The organism is Shewanella sp. 10N.286.52.B9 (assembly GCF_002873635.1).
Lineage (GTDB): Bacteria > Pseudomonadota > Gammaproteobacteria > Enterobacterales > Shewanellaceae > Shewanella.
This window is the reverse complement of sequence record NZ_MCTY01000001.1, coordinates 22,990-44,810: the sequence shown is the minus strand read 5'-3', so window position 1 is coordinate 44,810 and position 21,821 is coordinate 22,990. Positions and strand designations below refer to the sequence as shown.

The 21,821-nt window shown below is 42.4% G+C and carries 22 protein-coding genes; 10 read left to right on the top strand and 12 right to left on the bottom strand.

Annotated features, from left to right (window positions below; translation table 11 throughout):
• Positions 1 to 331: 331 nt before the first annotated feature.
• A complete protein-coding gene (locus BCU91_RS00205; RefSeq protein ID WP_102435876.1) occupies positions 332 to 988 on the bottom strand; it encodes a TetR/AcrR family transcriptional regulator in 657 nt (218 codons plus the stop codon).
• 132 nt (positions 989 to 1,120) lie between these two features.
• Between BCU91_RS00205 and waaA the strand changes: the two genes are divergently transcribed.
• On the top strand, positions 1,121 to 2,401 hold the full coding sequence (waaA, locus tag BCU91_RS00200) for a lipid IV(A) 3-deoxy-D-manno-octulosonic acid transferase (protein WP_102530654.1): 1,281 nt from the start codon (positions 1,121 to 1,123) through the stop codon (positions 2,399 to 2,401).
• 13 nt (positions 2,402 to 2,414) lie between these two features.
• On the opposite strand, the gene BCU91_RS00195 is transcribed toward waaA, so the two are convergent.
• A complete protein-coding gene (locus BCU91_RS00195; RefSeq protein WP_102530653.1) occupies positions 2,415 to 3,128 on the bottom strand; it encodes a 3-deoxy-D-manno-octulosonic acid kinase in 714 nt (237 codons plus the stop codon).
• Positions 3,129 to 3,232: 104 nt separating this feature from the next.
• Between BCU91_RS00195 and BCU91_RS00190 the strand changes: the two genes are divergently transcribed.
• The 6 genes from BCU91_RS00190 to BCU91_RS00170 all read left to right on the top strand — a co-directional run bounded on the left by BCU91_RS00190 (position 3,233) and on the right by BCU91_RS00170 (position 8,360).
• Positions 3,233 to 4,276, top strand: a complete 1,044-nt coding sequence (locus tag BCU91_RS00190) for a glycosyltransferase family 9 protein (protein ID WP_102530652.1) — start codon at positions 3,233 to 3,235, stop codon at positions 4,274 to 4,276.
• 76 nt (positions 4,277 to 4,352) lie between these two features.
• A complete protein-coding gene (locus BCU91_RS20215) occupies positions 4,353 to 4,502 on the top strand; it encodes a hypothetical protein (RefSeq protein ID WP_157936251.1) in 150 nt (49 codons plus the stop codon).
• A 245-nt stretch (positions 4,503 to 4,747) separates the two neighbouring features.
• A complete protein-coding gene (locus BCU91_RS00185) occupies positions 4,748 to 5,149 on the top strand; it encodes a polysaccharide pyruvyl transferase family protein (protein WP_102530651.1) in 402 nt (133 codons plus the stop codon).
• A gap of 136 nt (positions 5,150 to 5,285) precedes the next feature.
• Positions 5,286 to 6,341: a CDP-glycerol glycerophosphotransferase family protein gene (locus BCU91_RS00180; protein WP_102530650.1), complete on the top strand. Its 1,056-nt coding sequence runs from the start codon at positions 5,286 to 5,288 to the stop codon at positions 6,339 to 6,341.
• A gap of 31 nt (positions 6,342 to 6,372) precedes the next feature.
• Positions 6,373 to 7,137, top strand: a complete 765-nt coding sequence (locus BCU91_RS00175; RefSeq protein WP_102530649.1) for a glycosyltransferase family 2 protein — start codon at positions 6,373 to 6,375, stop codon at positions 7,135 to 7,137.
• Positions 7,138 to 7,592: 455 nt separating this feature from the next.
• Positions 7,593 to 8,360, top strand: coding sequence for a glycosyltransferase family 25 protein (locus BCU91_RS00170; protein ID WP_102530648.1), 768 nt, complete (start codon positions 7,593 to 7,595; stop codon positions 8,358 to 8,360).
• Positions 8,361 to 8,420: 60 nt separating this feature from the next.
• On the opposite strand, the gene BCU91_RS00165 is transcribed toward BCU91_RS00170, so the two are convergent.
• Positions 8,421 to 9,548 (bottom strand): glycosyltransferase family 4 protein, encoded by a 1,128-nt coding sequence (locus tag BCU91_RS00165; protein WP_102530647.1) that lies wholly within the window; start codon positions 9,546 to 9,548, stop codon positions 8,421 to 8,423.
• Complete coding sequence (wecB, locus tag BCU91_RS00160; RefSeq protein WP_277869326.1) at positions 9,548 to 10,681, bottom strand: UDP-N-acetylglucosamine 2-epimerase (non-hydrolyzing); 1,134 nt, start codon at positions 10,679 to 10,681, stop codon at positions 9,548 to 9,550. The genes BCU91_RS00165 and wecB overlap by 1 nt, the downstream gene beginning before the upstream one ends.
• A 179-nt stretch (positions 10,682 to 10,860) precedes the next feature.
• Here wecB and coaD point away from each other — a divergent pair, with 179 nt between their 5' ends.
• Entirely contained in the window at positions 10,861 to 11,364 is a 504-nt protein-coding gene (gene coaD, locus BCU91_RS00155) for a pantetheine-phosphate adenylyltransferase (RefSeq protein WP_076542073.1), read from the top strand.
• An 88-nt stretch (positions 11,365 to 11,452) separates the two neighbouring features.
• Positions 11,453 to 12,922, top strand: a complete 1,470-nt coding sequence (locus BCU91_RS00150; protein WP_102476014.1) for a capsule assembly Wzi family protein — start codon at positions 11,453 to 11,455, stop codon at positions 12,920 to 12,922.
• 140 nt (positions 12,923 to 13,062) lie between these two features.
• Here the strand turns inward: BCU91_RS00150 and mutM are convergent, their stop codons facing one another.
• The 8 genes from mutM to BCU91_RS00110 form a co-directional block, all read right to left on the bottom strand.
• Entirely contained in the window at positions 13,063 to 13,875 is an 813-nt protein-coding gene (mutM, locus tag BCU91_RS00145) for a bifunctional DNA-formamidopyrimidine glycosylase/DNA-(apurinic or apyrimidinic site) lyase (RefSeq protein ID WP_102439335.1), read from the bottom strand.
• A gap of 11 nt (positions 13,876 to 13,886) precedes the next feature.
• The gene (locus BCU91_RS00140; protein WP_102475990.1) at positions 13,887 to 14,351 is read right to left on the bottom strand and encodes a hypothetical protein; all 465 of its coding nucleotides are present in this window, start codon (positions 14,349 to 14,351) and stop codon (positions 13,887 to 13,889) included.
• Between the two features lie 124 nt (positions 14,352 to 14,475).
• Entirely contained in the window at positions 14,476 to 15,462 is a 987-nt protein-coding gene (gene moaA / locus BCU91_RS00135; protein ID WP_102439337.1) for a GTP 3',8-cyclase MoaA, read from the bottom strand.
• Positions 15,463 to 15,485: 23 nt separating this feature from the next.
• Complete coding sequence (locus BCU91_RS00130; protein WP_102530645.1) at positions 15,486 to 17,300, bottom strand: bifunctional molybdopterin-guanine dinucleotide biosynthesis adaptor protein MobB/molybdopterin molybdotransferase MoeA; 1,815 nt, start codon at positions 17,298 to 17,300, stop codon at positions 15,486 to 15,488.
• 39 nt (positions 17,301 to 17,339) lie between these two features.
• Positions 17,340 to 17,924, bottom strand: coding sequence for a molybdenum cofactor guanylyltransferase MobA (gene mobA / locus BCU91_RS00125; protein WP_102530644.1), 585 nt, complete (start codon positions 17,922 to 17,924; stop codon positions 17,340 to 17,342).
• On the bottom strand, positions 17,908 to 18,612 hold the full coding sequence (locus BCU91_RS00120; protein ID WP_102475987.1) for an energy-coupling factor ABC transporter ATP-binding protein: 705 nt from the start codon (positions 18,610 to 18,612) through the stop codon (positions 17,908 to 17,910). Before BCU91_RS00120 ends, mobA begins: the two co-directional genes overlap by 17 nt.
• Before the next feature lie 2 nt (positions 18,613 to 18,614).
• Complete coding sequence (locus BCU91_RS00115) at positions 18,615 to 19,322, bottom strand: ABC transporter permease (protein ID WP_076542090.1); 708 nt, start codon at positions 19,320 to 19,322, stop codon at positions 18,615 to 18,617.
• Positions 19,322 to 20,083: a substrate-binding domain-containing protein gene (locus tag BCU91_RS00110; RefSeq protein WP_241903543.1), complete on the bottom strand. Its 762-nt coding sequence runs from the start codon at positions 20,081 to 20,083 to the stop codon at positions 19,322 to 19,324. The genes BCU91_RS00115 and BCU91_RS00110 overlap by 1 nt, the downstream gene beginning before the upstream one ends.
• A 354-nt stretch (positions 20,084 to 20,437) precedes the next feature.
• On the opposite strand from BCU91_RS00110, the gene BCU91_RS00105 reads away from it, so the two are divergent.
• Positions 20,438 to 21,820 carry a sigma-54 dependent transcriptional regulator gene (locus tag BCU91_RS00105; protein WP_102439343.1) on the top strand — a complete coding sequence of 461 codons (1,383 nt, stop codon included), beginning with the start codon at positions 20,438 to 20,440 and terminating at the stop codon, positions 21,818 to 21,820.
• The last annotated feature ends 1 nt before the right edge of the window (position 21,821 follow it).

Here is a 21,821-nt window from a genome sequence, read left to right as displayed (position 1 = left end):
GATTTCTCCTAATAATGGTTATTATGTTAATCGCAACCTTTGGCTGTTTAAGTAAAACATGCGCTGATTTCTGATCGGGAGTTGTCGGCATTCTACCCTTAATTTTTATAAGGCCACAGCGTTTTTTTTAAGCGCAGTGGTTACATAAAATTGATTAGGGCTTGGGGTGATTTCGGATAAATAAAACTAATCAACTTTCATTAACTGGGGAAGTATTAATAAGTGGCAGTAAAACGGTATTTTATGATTAAAATACTGCCAATCCCTTTTGCCAACGCTATTATTATAGTTGCCAGCAATGGGATTGTAAGGGCGGTTTAATTTACCTGAATTAAAGCTCTGGGCAGGCGTCTTGAGAGACTAACTCGCGGTAGTGCTGCTCAAGTCGTGCAAAGGTAGGTTGAGAAATTGGCGTTGAATACGCTTTAAACAGCATAACCACCCGTAATAAACCTTTGTAAATTGCAGGTTTGGTGATTTTTGATGCACCCGATTGGGTCAGTTGATAGCTAATCCAATAGCTAACGATCATCTTCATGGTATCTGCAAGTTCGACGATGTTATCGTCTTCAACGTTTAAAAAACCATCTTGTTTAAGTTGTTTAAGGACGTTACTTGAGCGTGCTAATACGCTTTTTTGTGCCAGAGTATAGCGCTGCTTTAAGGCTTCATCTCGACTTAAAATATCGGCTAGGTTGGCGTACATAAATCGGTATTGCCACATGGTATAAAACATCGCATCGAAATATCCCAATAATAATTCAACGTCAATTGATACGTCTTCATAAGGCTTTGAACCATTTTCAAGATTAGATTCATACATGGTGAAGATAGAATTGATAATGTCTTCTTTATTGCGGAAATGGTAATACAGGTTTCCAGGACTGATATTTAAATGAGCCGCAATGTGATTGGTGGTGATATTACGTTCACCATGTTCGTTAAAAAGTTCAAGGCTGGCAAAAACTATCTTATCGCGGGTTTTCATATCAGTTCCAATTATAAGAGGCTCATGAAGAAATCATTTCTTAACTAGGTACGACTAAGCTCATATCCCTATGAATTTAGATTATGTTAACATTGTGGATATCTGACAAGCAAAATTGATCAAGTAGTTTTCATGACTCGTGGCGTATATTCTGTTTTACTCTTGCTGTTATCCCCTCTCATCGTGGCATATTTGGCTTTTCGTGCGTTTAAAAGCCCTGATTATCGCGGCCGCTGGGGCGAGCGTTTTGGATTAATGCGCTTAAAGCAAACTGATGTACTTATTCATAGTGTGTCGATGGGGGAAACCTTAGCAGCAATACCGTTAATAAAACGCTTAATGAAACAGTACCCACAACTGTCATTTACGGTTACCACCACAAGCCCTACGGGATCTGCTGAGGTTAAAAAGGCTTTTGGCGATAGTGTGCAGCATTGTTACCTTCCGTTTGATATTAACCTTTGTATTAGTCGCTTTATTAAGCAGGTTAATCCGCAACTTTGCGTGATTATGGAAACTGAATTGTGGCCAAACCTGCTTCATTTTGCCAAGAAGAATAATACTCGCTTGGTGTTAGCTAATGCGCGCTTATCGCAAAAATCTGCCGATAAATACCATAAGCAAATGGGGCTAAGTTTACCCATGTTAACGGCGCTTGATGCGATTGCGGTGCAAACCGAGGCTGAATCTGCCCGCTTTGCGGCGTTAGGGGCCAACACTCAGTCATTGCATGTTTGCGGCAGTTTAAAGTTTGACATACAGATTGATGACAGCAAATACCAACAAGCTAAAACCTTAAGAGCTGATTGGCAGCGAAGCCAAGCCCCTGTATGGGCTGCTGGCAGTGTTCATCCTGGTGAGTTTGATATGATGTTGCAAGCCCATAAAAAAGTGTTGGAGCAATATCCTGATGCGCTGCTGATTATGGCGCCAAGACACCCTGAACAATTTAATGTTGCCGCTGTGACGACCACTCAACAAGGGTTAAATTTAGCAAGGCGCAGTATGAATGAGGCGGTCGATCAGCACACCCAAGTGCTGCTGGGCGATACCATGGGTGAACTGTTGATGTTGTATGGGGCTGCAGATGTTGCCTTTATTGGCGGCACACTGATTGAAAGTGGCGGGCATAACCCTTTAGAGCCTGCAGCAATGGGCTTGCCAGTAAGTGTTGGCCCGCACCATTGGAATTTTGCTGAAATCACCCATTTACTTGAGCAAGCTGGTGGCTTAACTGTGGTGAATAATGCCGATGAGCTGGCTGACATGCTATTAAAGCTATTTGCTAACGTCGAATTGCACAATAGCGCCGCCAAAGCGAGCTTAGCGGTGGTGTCTCAAAATCGCGGCGCATTGCAAAAGCAGTTTGAAATAGTTGAGCAGCAATTGCGCTTTACTCAGTTAATCAGCTAATCGCTAAATTCAGTTAATTAATGGCTTGTTGGTAACCGTAAAGTAACTGCTGCCAATTTGATTCATTGAAATTTAATGTTGGCAGTTTCGCTTGTTCTTTATTAAACGAGCGCAGTAATCGGCTCAAATTAGCTTGCTGCCATTGCTTCGCGGGTGTTTTTATTACCCCACGGTCAAAATCGATGAGATAAAATTGCGCTTCGGCCAGTAAGATATTTTTCGCGTTAAGGTCGGCATGATATACGCCACGATTATGAAATCTGGCAATGAGGCTGCCCAGTTGCTGCCATTGATTATCGCTCATGGCTGCTGTGGATAAATAGGCCACCAAATCCTTGGCGCCATCAATCAGCTCAATAATCAAATCTGCACGGTACCAAATCCCAAAGCGTTCAACATTGGCGGCAATGGGTCTAGGTACTGGAAAGCCTTCATCAAATAGCTTCTCTAATAACGCCAGTTCAGCAATGGCTCGAGTGCGAGACATACCAGTAAAAACATAAGCATCATCACTTAACTTTGCCATAAAGCCACCACGCCAATAATGGCGTAATACCCAGCGCTGGTGGTTATTTTCCACAAACCAGGTGGTATAGCGACCTTTTGACTGGCCTATAATGGCATTTTGTTGCTGCCAATAGTCAGCTTGGAATTGTGCGGGAGTTAATTGCTGCGCGAGTGGCTCGCACCAAGCAATGATCCCAGTATCTGTTGATTCAAGTTGCATAGGCCAATGAGTAAAAGCGTCGATTTGTCGGTGGCTAAAAACAATATTCTACATTAAGATCGAATACTTGTACTTAATTCCCTTTAAATCGTTAGTGGTAACCCATGAAAGCAGACTTTTCATCGATACAATCCTTATGTTTACTTCGTTTATCCGCGATTGGAGATGTGTGTCATGCGGTAGCCATGGTGCAAGCGATTCAGCGTCAATATCCTGATTTAGCCATTACTTGGGTGATTGGTAAAGTTGAATATCAATTGGTTAAACATATGCCCGGTATTCAGTTTGTGATCTTTGATAAATCCCAAGGTTGGCGCAGTTATGGCCAATTGAGAAAAGCCCTCGCTGGTCAACGCTTTGATGTTTTACTACACATGCAAGTGGCGCTGAGAGCGACCATCGCATCATTGATGATTTCAGCAAAAGTTAGAGTGGGCTTTGATAAAGCCAGAGCCAAAGAGGGTCAGTGGTTGGTGACTAATCATAGGGTGGAGCCATTGGCAACGCCCCATGTGTTAGAAGGGTTTATGGGCTTTGCCAAAGCCATTGGCGTTACAGATTTAACCCCAAGCTGGAATATTCCGGTACCTGAAACCGATACCGAGTTCGCCAAACAAGTCATCACAGATGATGAAAAAGTATTAGTGATTTGCCCCGCAGCCAGTAAAGCTGAGCGTAATTGGCTGCCAGAGCGTTACGCTGCAGTGGCAGATCATGCGGTCGAAAAAGGTTATCGAGTGATACTTTGTGGCGGCCCAAGCCAGCTTGAGGTCGATTTAGCGGCTAATATCATTAAAAGCAGTCACTGCCATATTGACAATATGATTGGAAAAACCAGCCTAACGCAATTATTGGCATTATTGAAAAGAGCCAGTCTGGTTATTGCGCCAGATACCGGCCCCGCCCATATGGCGGTGACTCAAGGTACGCCAGTGATTGGTTTATACGCCCATTCAAATCCAGGCCGAACAGGGCCTTATTTATCGCTGCAATATGTGGCGAGTGCTTATGAAGAGGCAATGGCATCTTCGTATAACAACAAAATAAAGTGGGGAACTCGCGCTAAAGGTGAACACCTGATGGTTTTAATTTGCGTTGAAGCCGTCATTGAGAAGTTTGAGCTGGTAATTGCGAAGTTAAATGCCTAAAATCAATTAGAGTTTATTTTTATTTTTTCAAAAAACAATACATTTTTACCTTCGATAAACCATAAAGGAGCTCGAGATGAGCAGTAAACCTATTATGAGACGTGTGAAATTATATTATTTTAATAGCTTTAAAAATTTTGGAGATTTGTTGAGTGCTAGTCTTTTTGAGAAAATAGCTGGTCTTGATGTAACAGGCTGTGATGCCAAAGGGCGTGATGTTGTTTGAGTAGGGAGCTATTACAAAGGTTTTTAGCTTGGGCCCCTATAAGTTTGTTACATCGTCCGTTTAATTCATCAGCCGTTGTTTGGGGGGGCTGGATTTATGAACCCACCCAAAACGAATAAGTCTTTATTTAGGTGCTTAGATGTATTTGCGGTAAGGGGCCTGAAAACATTGAGTGTTTTGCAGCAACTAGAACAGGTCAATATTTCAAATAAAGTCGCGATCGGCGACCCTGGTTTATTAACTTCTTGTATTTTGATACTAGCCATGTTCCTAAAAAATATGCACTTGGTATTGTTGCTCATCTCAAGGATAAAGAGCATCCATTACTTAAAAATGTTGACGTTGAAAATGCAACAGTAATTGATATCTCTCAAGAGCTATTAGCCTTTATGTTACAACTTGCCGAGTGTGAAAATATCATCGCAAGTGCAATGCATGCGCTTATAGCCGCGGATTCGTTAGGAATACCTAACGTCAGAATGACAACAAAAGAGACCGGAGTTGGTGATTATAAGTTTGATGACTACTACTCAGCATTTAATTTAAGTGAGCATGAAATAATAAATTTAAATCATCGTAGCTTTTTGAATGGTGATCTTAAAACAATTAAAGAAAACTATAACGTTAGCCCTGAAAAACTTAAATAAATTCAAAGAGCTTTAATTGAAAGCTTTCCAATTAAAAATGAAGAGTATTTTTAATTTAAGAATAAGTTCGAGAGTAGTCAGAATTTACAAAGCTAATAAAATAATGATGCCTTATTGCACATTGAGATGAATTAATATGAAAAAAAAACATTATCTCTTTTATATATCACAAAATTACTCTTATGCGATATTGCGACCGCTTCAAGATGTGATCCTCGCTCAGGGGGGGGAGATTTTTTGGTTTCTAGAGGGTAATGAAGTTGATTCTAAATTTCTGCGAGATGATGAAGAATGCTTACCAAGTATAGATGCTATTAGATCGTGGAAACCTGATGCAGTATTTGCCCCCTCAAATCTGATACCCAACTTTATTCCAGGATTAAAAGTGGCTGTTTTCCATGGTTTTGCTGCTGGCAAGCTTAATCGGCGTGGGCGATTGGATCATTTTGAAATTCGTGGCTGTTTTGATCTTTATTGTACACAAGGCCCGAATACATCGGCCCCATTTGAGGCCCTTGCGGCGAAGCATGGCTATTTTTCTGTCAAAGAGACAGGGTGGCCTATGCTTGACCCATTATTTAGACCAATAGAAAATAATCCCTATGTGGATGACAGCGATCCTCGTAAAACCTTACTGATGTGCTCAACCTTTTCTCGTAACTTAAGCTGTGCACCACATTTATACTCTTTAATGAAGAGGTTAGCAGACAAGGGTAAATGGCGGATCTTGGTGCAATTTCATCCAAAGATGCCGGTTGAAATTGTTAACAATTACAAGGCTATCAACAGTAAAAACCTAACATTTATTGAAACTGATAATGTGATCCCTTTGTTGCAGTCTGCAGATGTAATGCTTTGTGATACTTCATCTATTCTAGAGATATTTTTATTGTTGCGCAGGCCCGTAGTTACATTCCGTAACCAAACTAATGCTGCACACTTACTCAATGTTGATACCGAAGATGAGGTAGAGTCTGCTATTGAGTTGGCTCTGAGCTATCCTCCTTCGTTAATGGCAGAGATAGAGCGTTATTGCCAGCAATTGCATCCTTATCAGGATGGTAAATCTAGTGAGAGAGTGTTGGCTGCAACCAATACTTTAATTGACTCTAAAGAGCCGCGACCTAATAAACCTCTCAATTTATTGCGTATGTTTAAATTGCGCAAAAAGTTGGGTTATTGGAAGTGTTAGTTTAACTTAATTTATTATATTGGAGCATAAATTGAAAAAGCATACGTTGTCCGTCATGTTAATTACCAAAAATGAGGCTGATCGTGTTGAGCGTTGTTTAGCCTCTGTGGCCAAGATTGCCGATGAAATTATTGTACTTGATAGCGGCTCCACAGACGATACGTTAGCTATTTGTGCCAAATATACTGACAGAATTACCGTTACCGATTGGCCAGGATTTGGTAAGCAAAAGCAGAGAGCGCTAGAACAAACGAGTTGTGATTGGGTGCTGTCCATTGATGCAGATGAAGCGCTAGATGAGACGATGCAGAATGCTCTTATTGCACTGTTGTCGCAGGACGAGATTAAAGAATCGGCTTTTTGTTTACCATGGGGCGTGACCCTCTATGGTAAAACCCTAAAGTATGGGCGCAGTGCTCGGGCAGTTTTACGCTTATTTAAACGTGATGGCGCACGCTATACCCTCGATGAAGTCCATGAGACTGTAATCCCAGCGGCTGACAATATCGGTAAGCTAAAAGGGCTGCTATTACATTATACCCATCGTGATTACGGTCATGGGCTGAATAAAGCCGCGCAATATGCTTGGCTTGGTTCGAAGAAATATTTTCGTAAAGGAAAAAAATCCCATGGACTAACCTTAGCCTTACTAAGGGGGATGTGGACATTTTTTCATATTTACTTTTTACGGCGTGGTTTTCTCGATGGTAGTGTTGGTTTTATTATTGCTATGACCTATGCGCAGGTGAGCTTTAACAAATACGTAGGTTTATGGTTGCTAGAAAACAATCGTTAATATTAATTAAGTCTATGCTAGCTCCTAAAGCGCAATCTGCATCTTTAAGCGTGTTTGCTTTTAATAAATAGTTTCAATCATATTAGCCCGTTGTTGACACTTAATGGTTTATGATGCTATGCATTAACCTCAAAACGGGAACGGTTTATCTGGTTATGACTTAATTAAAGATTTATGGTGTTTACGTGACGGCCCCCTCTCTGAATGGTCAAGTGGCCCACTAAGTTACTGTCTGCGTATGCTAGTGGGTTATCAACATAATAACGAACCCTGGTCAGTGCTGGTAAGTGGCTTATTTAGTTAAGTTTATGCTCGGAAAGTAGGTTCGCTATGCCCGTTGTATCAGCGAGGTCAATGGCGATAAAGTTGACCGTCGTCTAACGCTTTATTATTGGGAAAACTGTTAAAATGGCTAATAAAATCAATCTGCATAAAAGGCTGAATTAAGAAGTATTATGAAGTTTAAAGTATTTGTCATTAATCTCGATAAAAGCACTGAAAGAATGGCTTTTATGCAACAACAGCTTGAGCAACTCAATATTGAGTTTGAGCGAGTCCCTGCGGTATATGGTAAAGCACTGACTCAAACTGAAATAGCTGCTGTATTTGATGAGCCAAGTAATTTAGCAAAATATGACAAAGTGCTGAATGTAGGGGAAATTGGCTGCTATTTGAGCCATGTAAATTGCTGGAATATGATACTTGAGCAGCAATTGGATTTCGCGCTTATTTTAGAAGATGACTCAATTTTAAACCCTGATTTATTATCATTAATTAAGAGTATTAGTCACTTATCTGCACAATGGGACTACATTAAATTATGTCACGGCAGTAAACAAAAAGCGGTTATTGATACCCTTGAGCTTGATGATGGTTTTTCATTATCGACCTGCTTAAAACTGCCTTCTTCTACCCGTGGTCAATTTGTGTCGATAGCTGGGGCTAACAAGTTGCTCGCAACGGCAATGCCTATTGCAAGGCCTGTGGATATTGATATTCAGTATTGGTTTCAAAAGGACTTAAGATGCTTTGTTGTTCGACCTTTTCCTGTGCAAGAGGCTGACTTTGAAAGTGAAATATGTATTTTGGGTAACCGAAAAATCACCAAAAAAAATCCATTGAAACGAATTTGGCAAAAAGCATGCTTCGAGCTGAATGTAAGGAAAAGTAGGCATTTGCTACCAAACATTGACGATTTGATCGAGCAGCACTGGATGGATTAGTTCTGGGTCGATTAGAGTTGAATAGATCGCTTTTTACTAAACCCCCCGTAACTTTTTGCTTTATGCCTTGTGTGATAATTGTTCAATCACTTCTACCCATGACTTCCCCCATTGCTCGACTGAGCAAATCTGTTCAATTGAATTATAGCCATGGATTGCAAAGGTTTTACTCTGCTCCATATTTGTAATTGCTTGGCTTATTGTAGATTCAAACTCTTGTGCATTTGGCATAACCATATGGCCGTTATAGCCGTTTAAGATAATATTCGTTAGTCCACCGACATTGCTACTTATGACTAAGCAACCTGCTGCCATAGCCTCTAGCATTGCTAATGAAGTGCCTTCAGACCCTAAGGTTGGAATGAGTGCAATATGGTGTTGCTGGTGGATTAAAAAACTATCTTGTGCTTGGTATTGAGTAATCGTTACTCTGTTGTGTGTGGCAAACATGTGTTCAAGTTTAGGCTGCAGTGATCCTTCTCCTGCAAAAGTGACTTCGATGTTGCTAAATTGTTGCAGCAATCTTTGGATGACTGGTGCAATCATATCTATGCCACGATAATCGACAAATCGCCTCGCGATGATTATTTTGATAATTTGTGGTGGAAGCTGCCATTTATCAATAATTTGTTTGGTTGTCAGTTTTTCATTAAAGAAGTTATAAATGACTCTAATGTACTTGTTCTCTGTATCTAACCAAGTTCGATACCAATTTACAAAATTATGATCGACACATACTAGCGCATCACTTTTTCGGGCGTATTGTAGGTATTTATAGTGATTAAGCAAAGAAGATATAAATTGGAATGCTGAAGTATTAGTGCGTCTTGGCTTGTCCCATGACACGCCATGTTGAATGCCTACTGTGGATAGGTTCGTCATTCTTACAGCGTATGAATCAGTGGCGAAAATAACGATATCATTCGTAGTAGCATGTTGTTTAACCCATTTTGCGAGGGCATACTTTTTACTGTTACCACGATAGAAACCGGTATCAATGCCATTAACACTGTAACCATCGCCGTTAATTTTAAATGTTTTTTTGGACGGTTGAACAATTTGAGTCAGCCAACCTTGTGCTTTAAAAATGCGAATTAGATTTAAAATATAGTTTTCAATGCCACCAATAGTGTGAATATCTCCGTCTTGGGTAAACATTGAGCGGTAAATGATAAAAATATTTTTCATTATATGAGGCCGTAATATTGCAGAATATGGGCTTGAATATGGTGACAAGCCTTCCCGTCACCATAAGGATTAGCGGCTTGAGGTGAGTATTGTGGATTTTCTAATAATTGGGTTACAGAGGCGATAATTTTATCTGAGTCGGTTCCAACTAACATGACAGTCCCCGCTTGCAAAGCTTCGGTTCGTTCAGTTTTGTCTCTTAATACCAATACTGGTTTGTTTAACGCGGGGGCTTCTTCTTGAATGCCACCAGAATCGGTTAAAATAATATCAGCACGATCCATTAAATAGACAAAGGATTGATAATCCTGCGGTTCGATTAAATGGAAATTATGTATTTTTTCTAGATACTTTTTAACAGGTTCTCGCACATGCGGGTTCAAATGAACAGGGTAAACAAGCGCCACATGAGGGTTTTCTAGCGCAATTTGCTTTAGTGCTCGACAAATATTTTCAAAACCAACGCCAAAGTTCTCTCTTCTGTGGCCAGTAATTAATATGACTTTTTTATGGTCAATTTTAACCAGTAATTTTTTTAAAAATAGCGATGGCGTGTTGTGTTCCCGGTTGTAGGCCACTGTCTGCAACAAGGCATCAATAACAGTGTTGCCAGTGATGTGAATATTGTCTTTGGAGTAACCTTCAGCAAGTAAATTATCTGCGGCCAATGGGGTTGGGGTAAAGTGATGCTTGGTTAATGTCGCCGTCAGCTTTCTATTGGCTTCTTCTGGCCAAGGCGAGGTTAAATCACCGGTTCTTAAGCCTGCTTCAACATGACCGATGTCTACCTTTTTGTAAAAGGCCGCCAAAGCTGCAGCAAATGATGTTGTGGTATCACCATGAACTAATACAAGTTGTGGCTGAAAATCATCAATGACTCTGCTTGTTCCTTCAATAATCGCTGCTGTTAACCATTCTAATGTTTGCTGTTGTCTCATTAGGTTTAAATCATAGTCTGGGGTTACATCAAATAAATCGAGGACCTGATCTAGCATTTCTCTATGTTGTGCAGTGACACAGACGCGCACCTCAAAAAGAGGATTAGCTGCGAGTGTTTGTGCTAATGGACACATTTTTATGGCTTCAGGACGAGTGCCGAAGATAAGTAGTATTTTAAATGTCGAATTATTCAAAGTATTGTCGCGAGTGCAATTAGGCTAACAAGATGACTTATTTTAGCACACTTTAGCTTGGGGCGAATAAGGTTTTAGTGGGAAATATGCCAAAACACGACCTGTATCAAATCAAACTTTGATGCGAGTATTTGATACTGATAAACTAGCTGGCAATACTTTACACAGTGAATATTCAAATGCATAGACGCGCAATTTACCCAGGTACTTTTGATCCCGTTACTAATGGCCATGCTGATTTAATTGAGCGTGCGGCAAAATTATTTGGTCACGTCATTATCGGCATTGCCTCAAATCCGTCAAAACAGCCGATGTTTACCCTTGAAGAGCGTGTAGAGCAAGTTAATTTAGTGACCGCCCATTTAGACAATGTGGAAGTGGTTGGCTTTACTGGCTTATTAGTTGATTTTGCTAAAGAGCAACAGGCGAGTGTATTAGTGCGTGGCCTGCGAGCTGTGTCAGATTTTGAATATGAATTTCAATTAGCCAATATGAATCGTCGTTTAAGTCCAGATTTAGAAAGTGTCTTTTTGACCCCAGCGGAAGAAAACTCATTTATCTCCTCTACCTTGGTAAAAGAAGTTGCCCTGCATGGCGGTGACGTTAGTCAATTTGTCCATCAGGATGTCGCCGCTTCTTTGCTGCAAAAAATTGCTTCAATTAAATTACAGCAGACGAAGTAATCGCCTGCTAATGCCGTTATTCATCACATCAAAACATAAGCCTAAAATGAAATCATCGCAGTCGCTATTTAAACACCGTTCATTCACAATGCGCTTTTTAGGGCTTGGCTTTGGCAGTTTATGCTTAAGTTCGGCACTTTCGGCTGCGCCTTGGGTTGATACCTCAGATATTTACCTACGGGCAGATATTCAGGCGCTGGCAGATGCTGGTGTGATCACGGTACCTATCAATACATTTCCACTGATGTGGTCGGGTATTGGAAAGGATTTATCTTCAGCAGAACCTTCATTAATGAAGCCCGCATTAGTCGATGCGTTTGCTCGAGTGAACTTTTATTATCAAAATGCTGTTGGCAATAAAGGGAACACCAGTATTACAGCAACTGCTGCGACCGATGAAGCAAGGTTTCAACACTTTGGCTCTGATTATCGTGAAAAAGCTGAACTCAAAGCCTCTTATGAATATATGGGCGAGCGCTTCGCTTATAAAGTGTCTGCTTCAGCTAACTACGATCCCCAAGATGATAAAGAATTTCGCTTAGACGACTCTTATATGGCGGTAGTATTGGGTAACTGGATTGTCACTGCAGGCAGCTTTGAGCAGTGGTGGGGGCCTGGTTTTGATTCGGGATTACACAAATCCAATAATGCCCGACCTATGCCATCACTGATGGTGAGTCGCAACAATGCTGAGGCGTTTGAAACCCCATGGCTTTCGTGGCTGGGCGCGTGGAACCTCACTGGTGGAGTAAGCATGATGGATGAAGATCGTTATGCCCCCAATGCGTTATTGTGGAATGTGCGCGGCTCAATAAAGCCATTAAGGCAATTAGAAATCGGCCTTTCTTGGACGGCGCAGTTTTGTGGTGAAGGTCAAGAGTGCGATTGGGACTCCGCCTGGAAGTCGATTACTGGCCAGCGTGATTGTCGCAATGATACGGGTAGTGGTTGCTCAAATTACGGCAATCAAATGGCGGGCTTTGATGTACGCTATTCAGATACTTTTTGGGATGTGCCTGTGGGACTTTTTCTTGAGCGCACCTGCGAAGACTCAAAAGGTGAACCGTGGCAAATAGTCGACTGCGCTAAAATGTATGGTGTAGACACCCGCTTTAGTTTTGCCTCGCAGCAATATAAGCTATTTTTTGAATATACAGATACTATGGTGTTTTGCGGTGAAGACCCGAATGCCTTTAATTGCTTCTATGAGCACAGCACCTATAAAAGTGGATCTCGAAATTATGGTCGCGCTATTGGCAGCACCTACGACAGTGATGCTCAGGTGTATGCACTGGGGTTAATTGGCCAGTTTTCAAATAGCCATGCATTTACCACTATTTTACGTTATGCCCAATTAAATAAAGATGGCGAAAGTCCAAGTCATGGCTGGGCGCCGCAGCCACCGAAAGAAGATTTACTCATGCTAGAGCTGTCTTATCGTATGCCATTATTAAGCGGCATGATGACCTTTGGTGGTAGCGTATCGCAATCAGAGTTTGAAGTGGAAGACAGTGAAGTAGATGGCACTTTATATACTCGTTACCAGTATAAATTTTAATTAAGTTATTAAATTTATTGTTATAATTTTTTCAATAAAAAGCCTCAATAGCTATGCTATCGAGGCTTTTTGATTTATTGCCGCTAAATACTTTCAACCTGGAGTAAGGCTTGTTCTGCCCTATTTTACCCTCAACAATCTTATGTCTGACATAGCCCACAAAATACCGTGGTGCGTTGACCTAAACGTATTTCACTTAATAGATTGCCGCATTCAGTGCAGTTTTCGCCGCCACGGCCATAAACATGTAACTTTTGGGCGAAGTAACCGGGTTTACCATCGGCATTGGTAAAATCTTTTAAGGTGGTGCCGCCTTGTTTAATGGCTTGGGCTAAAATCTGTTTCACTTCAGCAACCAGAATTGTTAAGCGTTCAATATCAATTGAGCCAGCAGCTGCTTGAGGATGAATACCTGCGGCAAACAAGGCTTCATTGGCATAAATGTTCCCCACACCGACCACAATGTGATTGTCCATTAAACACAGTTTGATGGCCTTTTTCTTATTGGCGAGGGCATTGTGTAGTTGCACTGGATTAAAGTCTTCACACAGTGGCTCTGGGCCTAATTTTGATAGTAATGGATGTGCTTCTTCAGGTAATTCATACCATAGCCATGCACCAAAGCGCCTTGGGTCATTGAACCTCAGAATGCGGCCATTTTCTAACGCCAAATCAATGTGGTCATGTTTTTCTGCTGGGGTGTTGGCTGGTAAAATTCGCAGACTCCCAGACATACCTAGATGGACTATGGTGATCCCCGCGTCAGTATCTATCAGTAAGTACTTAGCGCGGCGACGTACATTTCGGATAGTTTGGCCGATAATATTGCGGCAAATGTCAGGCACAGGCCAACGTAACGAACCATTACGAATAATAAGGTCGCGAACGGTTTGATCGACGAGGTAGGGTGATATTCCTTGGCGAGTGACTTCAACTTCCGGTAATTCAGGCATAGGACTCTCTATTATTCTTGTGTTTGGCTGGCAATGATTGGGATGAGTTCAGTACGTAAGCTTGGCGGGATTTGGTACCAATTATCGGCGGCTGACTGCAATAACCCATACTGGGGGTAATATTGCCAAAGTTGTCCTTGTGGGGTGTGATTTATCGCAATCACTAACGATTGCGCTGCCGGTAACTGTTGGCGCTCTGCATCACTTATGCTGGTGGGGGAGATTGCTAATTGGCTCCAAGCCTCGGCTAAAGTTCTACAGTTTAAAACACTTGCAGAGCAGACCCAGCCGTTAGCGCCTTTATTAAGCCAAATATCATCGAATTGCAATTGGGTTAACTGGTTAGTTTCATCAAATAATGCTTGGGCATCATCGGGCATTTGATTGGTTTTTGAGTCGATAAAGGTTAGCACTGCCACCATGAAAACGCAGGCAATGATCAGGATGTTATTCCATTTTTTTCGAGATAAGGCCATAAACTAACGTGCTAGTGGTTGTTAGTCTTAGTGTATATCAAAGCTAGCCTTAGTGGGTAACCCTTGGTGGTTATCTGCTAAGGCTAGTTAATGAAGGCGGTTGATTTGCGTAAGTAAAAATGGCTTAACCACCAGTGGTGTTCATAAATCGCAGAATTTGCACGTCATCATCGGTGCCAAAGTAGTGCTCTTTGGGTTTTTGTTGAATGCCATCCAAAATCGCTTGTTTTAGCTTATCAATATTACCTGGATGCGCTCTAACAATCGCTTTTAAATCAACCGAGTTTTCATTACCTAAACACAGCAATAAACGGCCTTCGACTGTCACTCTGACGCGGTTACATTCATGGCAAAAGCTATTACTGTGGGGCGAGATAAAGCCAATATGAATACTGTGATCTGCCATTTTGAAATAACGTGCTGGCCCACCAGTGCGTTTGCTTGACGGCACTAACGGATAGCGGGCTTCAATAAGGGCTCTGACTTCTTCGCTAGAACAATGACGACTGCGTTTACGCTCATCAATAACCCCTAGTGGCATCTCTTCAATAAAGGTGATGTCTAGTTCACGATCACGGCAAAAGTCGATTAAATCTAAGATTTCATGATCGTTTTTGCCACGTAAAATCACGGCATTGATTTTGATATGCTTAAAGCCTGCGGCTTTAGCGGCATCAATACCAGCAATGACTCGTTCAACTTTACCGTTGCGAGTCATTTCAGTGAATAGCTCAGGGTTGAGGGTATCTAAGCTGATGTTCAAGCGCTTTAAACCAGCATCATGCATGGGCTGAGCAAGTTTACTTAAGCGTGAGCCATTGGTGGTCATCGATAAATCATCTAAACCAGGCAATTTACCTAATAACTCAATAAGCTTATCGCAATCGGTTCTTACTAAAGGTTCGCCGCCAGTTAAGCGGATTTTCTTTACTCCGAGTTCGGTAAAGGCTTGTGCAATCCATGCGAGTTCTTCTAAGGTAAGTACTTGCTCTCTAGGCAGAAAGCTTGGATCTTCGCTCATGCAATATACACAGCGAAAATCACAGCGGTCAGTGACCGATAAACGTAAGTACTCTACTTTTCGATTAAAACTGTCGACGATCAAACTCATGAATTAGTACATCTTATGGTTAGTTATAACAGTTCAGCAAAAGGCTGAATGAAGACTTGCTGGCCAGGCATGACGGCATCTTCGGCTTCACCGATAATAACCAGACAATTTGCCTTAACCATGGAGTTCAACATCCCTGAACCCTGTGCCCCTGTTGAGGTCACATGTAACCGTCCATCATTGCTTAACGAGTAAACACCGCGCACAAACTCTGTTCGACCTGTGCGGCTTTTTAAGATGCTATCTGTTATTGCTGGTAAATATTGTGGCTGCCAATTACTTTCGCCAGCCAGTTTACGAATTGCAGGTTGCACAAATTGTAAAAACGACACCATTACCGCCACGGGATTACCCGGTAAGCCAAAGAACAAACTGTCGTTGACTTGGCCAAAGGCTAATGGTCGACCTGGACGCATATTAATGCGCCAGAAGTTTATTTTACCAATTTTAGCCAATACTGTTTTGATGTAGTCAGCATTTCCGACAGAAACTCCACCGGAGCTGATCACAATATCGGCATCAACACTGGCTTGTTGTAGCGCAGCCGTTAATGATGCTTCGCTATCTTCAATAATGCCTAAGTCAATGACTTTACAGCCTAACTTTTGCGCCATTGATTTAATGGTGTAGCGATTAGAGTCGTAAATACAGTTGGCTTTTAACGGCTCGCCCGGTTGACTCACTTCATCGCCAGTGGAAAACACCGCCACAACCGGTTGTTTAACAACATCTGCAGAGGCTAAACCCAATGAGGCTAATAAGCCTTGTTCAGCGGCTTGTAAGCGATGACCTTTTGCTAATGCTAAGGCATCTTTGGCAATATCTTCACCTGCAAGTCTGACATGCTGACCCGCATCCACTTTGCCTTGTAATTGCACTTGGCCATCTTGTTCAACCACCAATTCACGTGCTTCGACAGTGTCAGCGCCAGTTGGCACGGTTGCGCCTGTCATAATGCGTACGGCTTCACCGGGGTTTAATGTGCCTGGATATTGGTGCCCAGCAAGCACTTCACCCATCAATTTTAATGGCGCAACTGGGTTGCTTGGGCTGTTATCAGTACTATAAGCAAAAGCATAACCATCCATTGCTGAATTGGTTTGCTGGGGCACGTTAACAGGTGAAATCGCATCGCTAGCTAGTACTCGATTTGCTGCGTCATCGATGGTGACTTGCTCACTAGCGGTAAGCGGCGTCACCATGGTCATGAGTTGCTCTAAGCCTTGGGCAACTGATAAAAATTTCTGCTCATCGCTTACAGGTGTTGCAACGGTTGGGATCGGTAAAGCCACTTCAGGCGTTTGCCACTTTTGGCTGTATTCAATCACAAAGTCGGCAATTTGGCCGACGTTATTTAAATCGAGTCGGGTTAACTCGGCCGGTGTTTCGGTGTCGTCACAACACGCGATAGCGACAATGTTTTCATCATGGGTATGGATCAGTGGCTTGCCGTGGGCGGCGCGGTGCAGCTCAATTTTAGGCAGTTGCAGCTTTTTAAAGCCCTCAACAAGCACGATATCCACTTTGTCCGTTTCAATTTGCTTTAGTAAGTGCGGTAATTGTGGGTCACCATCAACCGCATCTTCAGTCATTAATGCCCAGCGAATATGGGAGGCAACCAGCATTTGCTTAGCACCTGCTTTACGCATTTCGTAACTGTCTTTTCCCGGATTATCCACATCAAAATTATGGTGTGCGTGTTTAATTACTGCTAAACGTAACCCACGACGATTTAATTCGGGAATAAGTTGTTTTAACAAGGTGGTTTTACCGGTGCCGCTATAGGCACAGAATCCAAGAACAGGAATACTCAGCGGATTGGAAAACGGTATACTCATAAAGACCTCATTGTTGGCTTGTTACTGTGTTGCCACAGCTTACTTGGCATTCTCGATGACAAGTTTTTGTTCAAGTGTGTTCACATTAACAAATGCATTAGGTTGATCGGCAAAGCTGGTTACAACGTGTTTTTGCTTTTCATACCATAAAAATATTTTTCGATCGCCGGCATCTAAAAAGGCCTGCATCGATTGTTTTAATTCAGGTTTTAATAACATCACCACAGGTTGGTGATGTTCGCCATCGCTGGCTACCGCGATATCAGCATCGGCTTCTTTTAACGAGGCATACATGCGCTCACATAAATCTGTTGGTAGCATTGGGCTATCACAAGGCACCACTAATAATAACTCGGCATCAGTGTGCGCCATCGCGGTGACCATGCCTGCGAGTGGGCCTAAATAACCACTGTCATTGTCACTGATAACCTCAAAACCTAGCTCAGCATATTGTTGCTGGCTTCTATTGGCATTAATGATGATGCGATTCACTTGTGGTTGAACTCGCTCAATGGTGTGGCAGATCATTGGCTTATTATTGAGCTCAACTAAGCCTTTATCTATGCCGCCCATTCTTCTGGCCATGCCGCCGGCTAAAATAACGGCATCAATTTGCACTGACATATTGAAACTCCTGTGATTGTTCAACGCTAGGGATATGATTGCTGGCCACAACGTTGTTGTCAGCAATATGCCAATGCTTTTTGCACAAGGCTGTTAAGCCGCAGGTTTGATGACTACTAATAATTAGACCTGTGCCTTCTTGTTTTAATTGGTTAATCATCGCTAAAACCAGTTTTTGCGATTGCTTATCCATATTAGATATTGGCTCGTCTAGCATTAACAGTTTGGGTTGGCTTATCCAAGCTCTGGCTAGCGCTAATCGTTGGCGTTCACCGCCAGATAAATCAGTGGCATTACTGTGTAATAATGCCCCCAGCTGCGCCATATCAATAGCTTGACGAATACGCTGTTGAAGCTGCTCGGCGCTAAACTTGTCCTTTGGTAAGGCGTAGCGCAAGTTGTAGTCCACATTACCATCAAACAGGTAGGCATGTTGGTGAAGATAAACCGCTTTGCCTAGTAAGGTACTTGGTTGCCACCATTTTGGCGCGGCAAATCCTTCAGCTGTTACCTTACCTAATGACGGTTTTACGATCCCAGCTAATAGTTTCATAAGGGTGGATTTACCACTGCCATTGTCCCCTTGCAGGTATATGACATCGCCTTCACAAAAACTTAGGCTGTCAAAAGCAAACAACTTTCTTGCTTTAAATTGCACCTGAATGTTTTTCGCGGTCACTTTAACCATGATTACTGACTCCTTGGCATGGCTTTGCCACGCAGTGAGCCGATGGCAAAATTAATCACAATCGCTAAAATCAGCAGCACTAATCCTAGTGCGATAGCTTGGGCAAAGTCGCCTTTACTGGTTTCTAAGGCAATGGCGGTGGGAATATTACGGGTGTGGTGTAAAATATTGCCCCCCACCATCATTGAGCAACCCACTTCAGTCAAAATTCGGCTAAAAGCAGCAATAATGGCCAATAATAACGGTACGCGAAGTTCGCGACATACGGTCCAAATAGCACGCTGCCACGATGCGCCAAGGGTGCGGGAGGTTTCCCATGCACGGCGGTCTACACTACTAAATGCCGCTTGGGATAATGCGATAAGTACCGGGGCACAAATCATCATTTGTCCTAAGATCATTCCTTGTTGGGTAAACAACCAGCGTAAGTCGCCCATTGGCCCATTTCTGGTGAGCAGCAAATAAGCCAGTAAGCCGATCACAACTGTGGGGATTGATTGTAAGGTTTGCACAATATTGGTGACAAACCAGCGACCAGGAAATTGGTAAGATGCCAGCAAAAAGCCCAACACAATTGATGGGATCAAGGTGATGAGCAGCGCCGCAAAAGAGACGGAAAAAGATACACTTATGATAGACCATACATCAGGGTCTAACGAAAGCAGCAAGCTAAATGCTTGCTGCAGTAGGGCTAACCAGCCTTCATTCATTACTTATATGTTGCCTTAAATAATTGCTCTCCCTGAACTTTAAAGTCATTAATCATCTGCTGAGCCGCTGGGCTAATAAACCAATCGCTTAATGCCTTAGCACCTTGATGATTCAATTCAGGGTATTTTTCTGCGTTAATTAGGATAATTTGATAAGGGTTTGCTAAATCGGCGCCGCCTTCGAATGTAATTGCCAAATCTAATTTAGCTTTGTAAGCAACAAACGTTCCACGATCTGTCAGTGTATAGGCTTGTTTCTCATTGGCCATCAGTAACGTTTTACCCATACCTTGGCCAATTGAAGTATAGCCTGAAAAATCTGGCGTTACAGAAGCTTGTTTCCAAATTGCGAGCTCTTTCATATTGGTGCCAGAATTATCACCGCGTGAGATAAAACTGTTGCCCGATGCTGCGATTTTTTGAAACGCTTCAACGACATCATCGCTTGTTGCTAGTTTAGCGGGATCAGCAATTGGGCCTAAAACCACAAAATCGTTTTCCATGATCCCGCGAGGATTAGTGCCATAACCGTCTTTAACAAACTTAGCTTCAGCAGCAGGTGCATGGGTCATTACCACGTCTACATCACCTTGACTGGCCAGTTTTAGTGCTTTACCAGTACCTGTGGCGATAACCTGTACCTTATAACCAGATTCAGCTTCAAATGTCGGCAAAATAGCGCGTAAAAGACCTGAATTATCAGTGCTGGTGGTGGTCGCAAGCTTAATAATTTCTTCAGCATTTACTGTCGCGCTCATCATGGTGCTAGTTAATAATGCGACACTGAATGTTGCCGTTAAAGCTGATTTTAGACTAAACATTTTTAATTCCTTGAAGAGATAATCATTAAAACATCATATTTATGGTTAAAAAAACAACATTTACATTAACTTATCTTAGTTACAAATAGATACAGCAAATAATATGCCAAGGGCGTTTCTGAAAATTTGGATCACGACTAAATTTAAAATTGTGATCTAGATCGCGTGCGAATTATGTTTTTACAGACATATTGTCCCAGTAAGCTAATTCTGGTGGGCAAACTGACCCAGCAATAGATTTTTAGTGATACGATAAGCTTAAATATAGTCAAAATGTCCAAAGTAGGCCCTCATATGAACACCAATGACTCAAACGAAAAATCGTTACCAACTGCTGTTTCGGTATTGATTGTGGATGATGAGCCTGGAATGCGTAGCTTTCTCAAAAAGGCGTTGTCAAAAAAATTCGCTTTAGTAGAAACAGCCTCCACCATTGGCGAGGCAGAAAAGCTGCGTAGCCGTGGCCATTTTGATTTATTAATTGTCGATATTCGCTTGCCTGATCGCTCTGGTATCGATTGGCATGAGGCGCTAAATGAACCTGACCGCCAATCGGACATTATCTTTATGACTGGCTATGCCGATATGGATGTGGCGATTAAAGCTTTAAGAGCGGGCGCTTCAGACTTCATTATGAAGCCGTTTCATCTCGAGCAAATGATGACTTCGGTTGACCGTTGTATTGAACGAAGGTTATTAAAGCGTGAAAACTTCATGCTTCGTCGTGAGCTTTCAACTGGCCACTCAACCACCATGATTGGCAACAGCGATGCCATGATGGAAGTGAAACAAGTCATTGAACGCGTTGCGCCAACAAATGCCGTGGTGCTCATCGAAGGTGAGTCAGGTACTGGTAAAGAGCTGGTGGCAAGGCAATTACACCAGCTAAGTGGCCGCACTGGCGCATTTGTCCCAGTTAACTGTGGCGCCATTGCCCCCGAGTTGCTGAGTAGTGAACTTTTTGGCCATACCGCAGGTGCCTTTACTGGCGCGAAAGGCGCCCGTGAAGGCTTATTTAGTTTTGCGTCAGGCGGAACGATTTTCTTAGATGAAATTGGTGAAATGCCAATGAAAATGCAAACGGCACTATTGAGGGTTTTAGAGCAAAAATCTATCAGGCCCGTGGGCAGTGAAAAAGAAGTCGCCATTGATGTCAGAGTGGTGGCGGCAACAAACCGCTTGTTATCAGAAGAGGTAGCTGCTGGTAACTTCAGAAGTGATTTATATTATCGACTCAATGTACTCAATATCTTGATCCCTCCTTTACGCACACGTCCTGAGGATGTGATTGAATTAACCCATCATTTTACTTGGCAACTAGCCCGCGAGTTAGGGGTTAAAGAGGTGATTTGGAGCCATGAAGATATACAGGTACTGCAACAACATGAGTGGCCAGGGAATATTCGTGAACTGCGTAATATGATTGAGCGCTGTATTTTATTGGGTAAGCCGCCTGCAGAGTATTGGAAAAAAGCGCCAGAAACAGAAGCGATGACTCAAGCCGGTTACCCACTAAGTTGGCCACTAAAAGAAGTGGAAAAACAACACGTCATGAGTGTTGTCGATGCCAATAATGGCAATAAATCGGCGGCTGCCCGCGATTTAGGGGTGTCTCGAAAAACCTTAGATCGAAAATATAAAGAATGGTTTGATGCTGAACCGGATAAGGAAGCGTAAA

Bases quoted from the DNA above. Each gene is read 5' to 3' on its own strand.
- BCU91_RS00205 (WP_102435876.1), bottom strand. From the start codon at position 988: ATGAAAACCCGCGATAAGATAGTTTTTGCCAGCCTTGAACTTTTTAAC.
- waaA (WP_102530654.1), top strand. From the start codon at position 1,121: ATGACTCGTGGCGTATATTCTGTTTTACTCTTGCTGTTATCCCCTCTC.
- BCU91_RS00195 (WP_102530653.1), bottom strand. From the start codon at position 3,128: ATGCAACTTGAATCAACAGATACTGGGATCATTGCTTGGTGCGAGCCA.
- BCU91_RS00190 (WP_102530652.1), top strand. From the start codon at position 3,233: ATGAAAGCAGACTTTTCATCGATACAATCCTTATGTTTACTTCGTTTA.
- BCU91_RS20215 (WP_157936251.1), top strand. From the start codon at position 4,353: ATGAGCAGTAAACCTATTATGAGACGTGTGAAATTATATTATTTTAAT.
- BCU91_RS00180 (WP_102530650.1), top strand. From the start codon at position 5,286: ATGAAAAAAAAACATTATCTCTTTTATATATCACAAAATTACTCTTAT.
- BCU91_RS00170 (WP_102530648.1), top strand. From the start codon at position 7,593: ATGAAGTTTAAAGTATTTGTCATTAATCTCGATAAAAGCACTGAAAGA.
- BCU91_RS00165 (WP_102530647.1), bottom strand. From the start codon at position 9,548: ATGAAAAATATTTTTATCATTTACCGCTCAATGTTTACCCAAGACGGA.
- coaD (WP_076542073.1), top strand. From the start codon at position 10,861: ATGCATAGACGCGCAATTTACCCAGGTACTTTTGATCCCGTTACTAAT.
- BCU91_RS00150 (WP_102476014.1), top strand. From the start codon at position 11,453: ATGCGCTTTTTAGGGCTTGGCTTTGGCAGTTTATGCTTAAGTTCGGCA.
- mutM (WP_102439335.1), bottom strand. From the start codon at position 13,875: ATGCCTGAATTACCGGAAGTTGAAGTCACTCGCCAAGGAATATCACCC.
- BCU91_RS00140 (WP_102475990.1), bottom strand. From the start codon at position 14,351: ATGGCCTTATCTCGAAAAAAATGGAATAACATCCTGATCATTGCCTGC.
- moaA (WP_102439337.1), bottom strand. From the start codon at position 15,462: ATGAGTTTGATCGTCGACAGTTTTAATCGAAAAGTAGAGTACTTACGT.
- BCU91_RS00130 (WP_102530645.1), bottom strand. From the start codon at position 17,300: ATGAGTATACCGTTTTCCAATCCGCTGAGTATTCCTGTTCTTGGATTC.
- mobA (WP_102530644.1), bottom strand. From the start codon at position 17,924: ATGTCAGTGCAAATTGATGCCGTTATTTTAGCCGGCGGCATGGCCAGA.
- BCU91_RS00120 (WP_102475987.1), bottom strand. From the start codon at position 18,612: ATGGTTAAAGTGACCGCGAAAAACATTCAGGTGCAATTTAAAGCAAGA.
- BCU91_RS00115 (WP_076542090.1), bottom strand. From the start codon at position 19,322: ATGAATGAAGGCTGGTTAGCCCTACTGCAGCAAGCATTTAGCTTGCTG.
- BCU91_RS00110 (WP_241903543.1), bottom strand. From the start codon at position 20,083: ATGATGAGCGCGACAGTAAATGCTGAAGAAATTATTAAGCTTGCGACC.
- BCU91_RS00105 (WP_102439343.1), top strand. From the start codon at position 20,438: ATGAACACCAATGACTCAAACGAAAAATCGTTACCAACTGCTGTTTCG.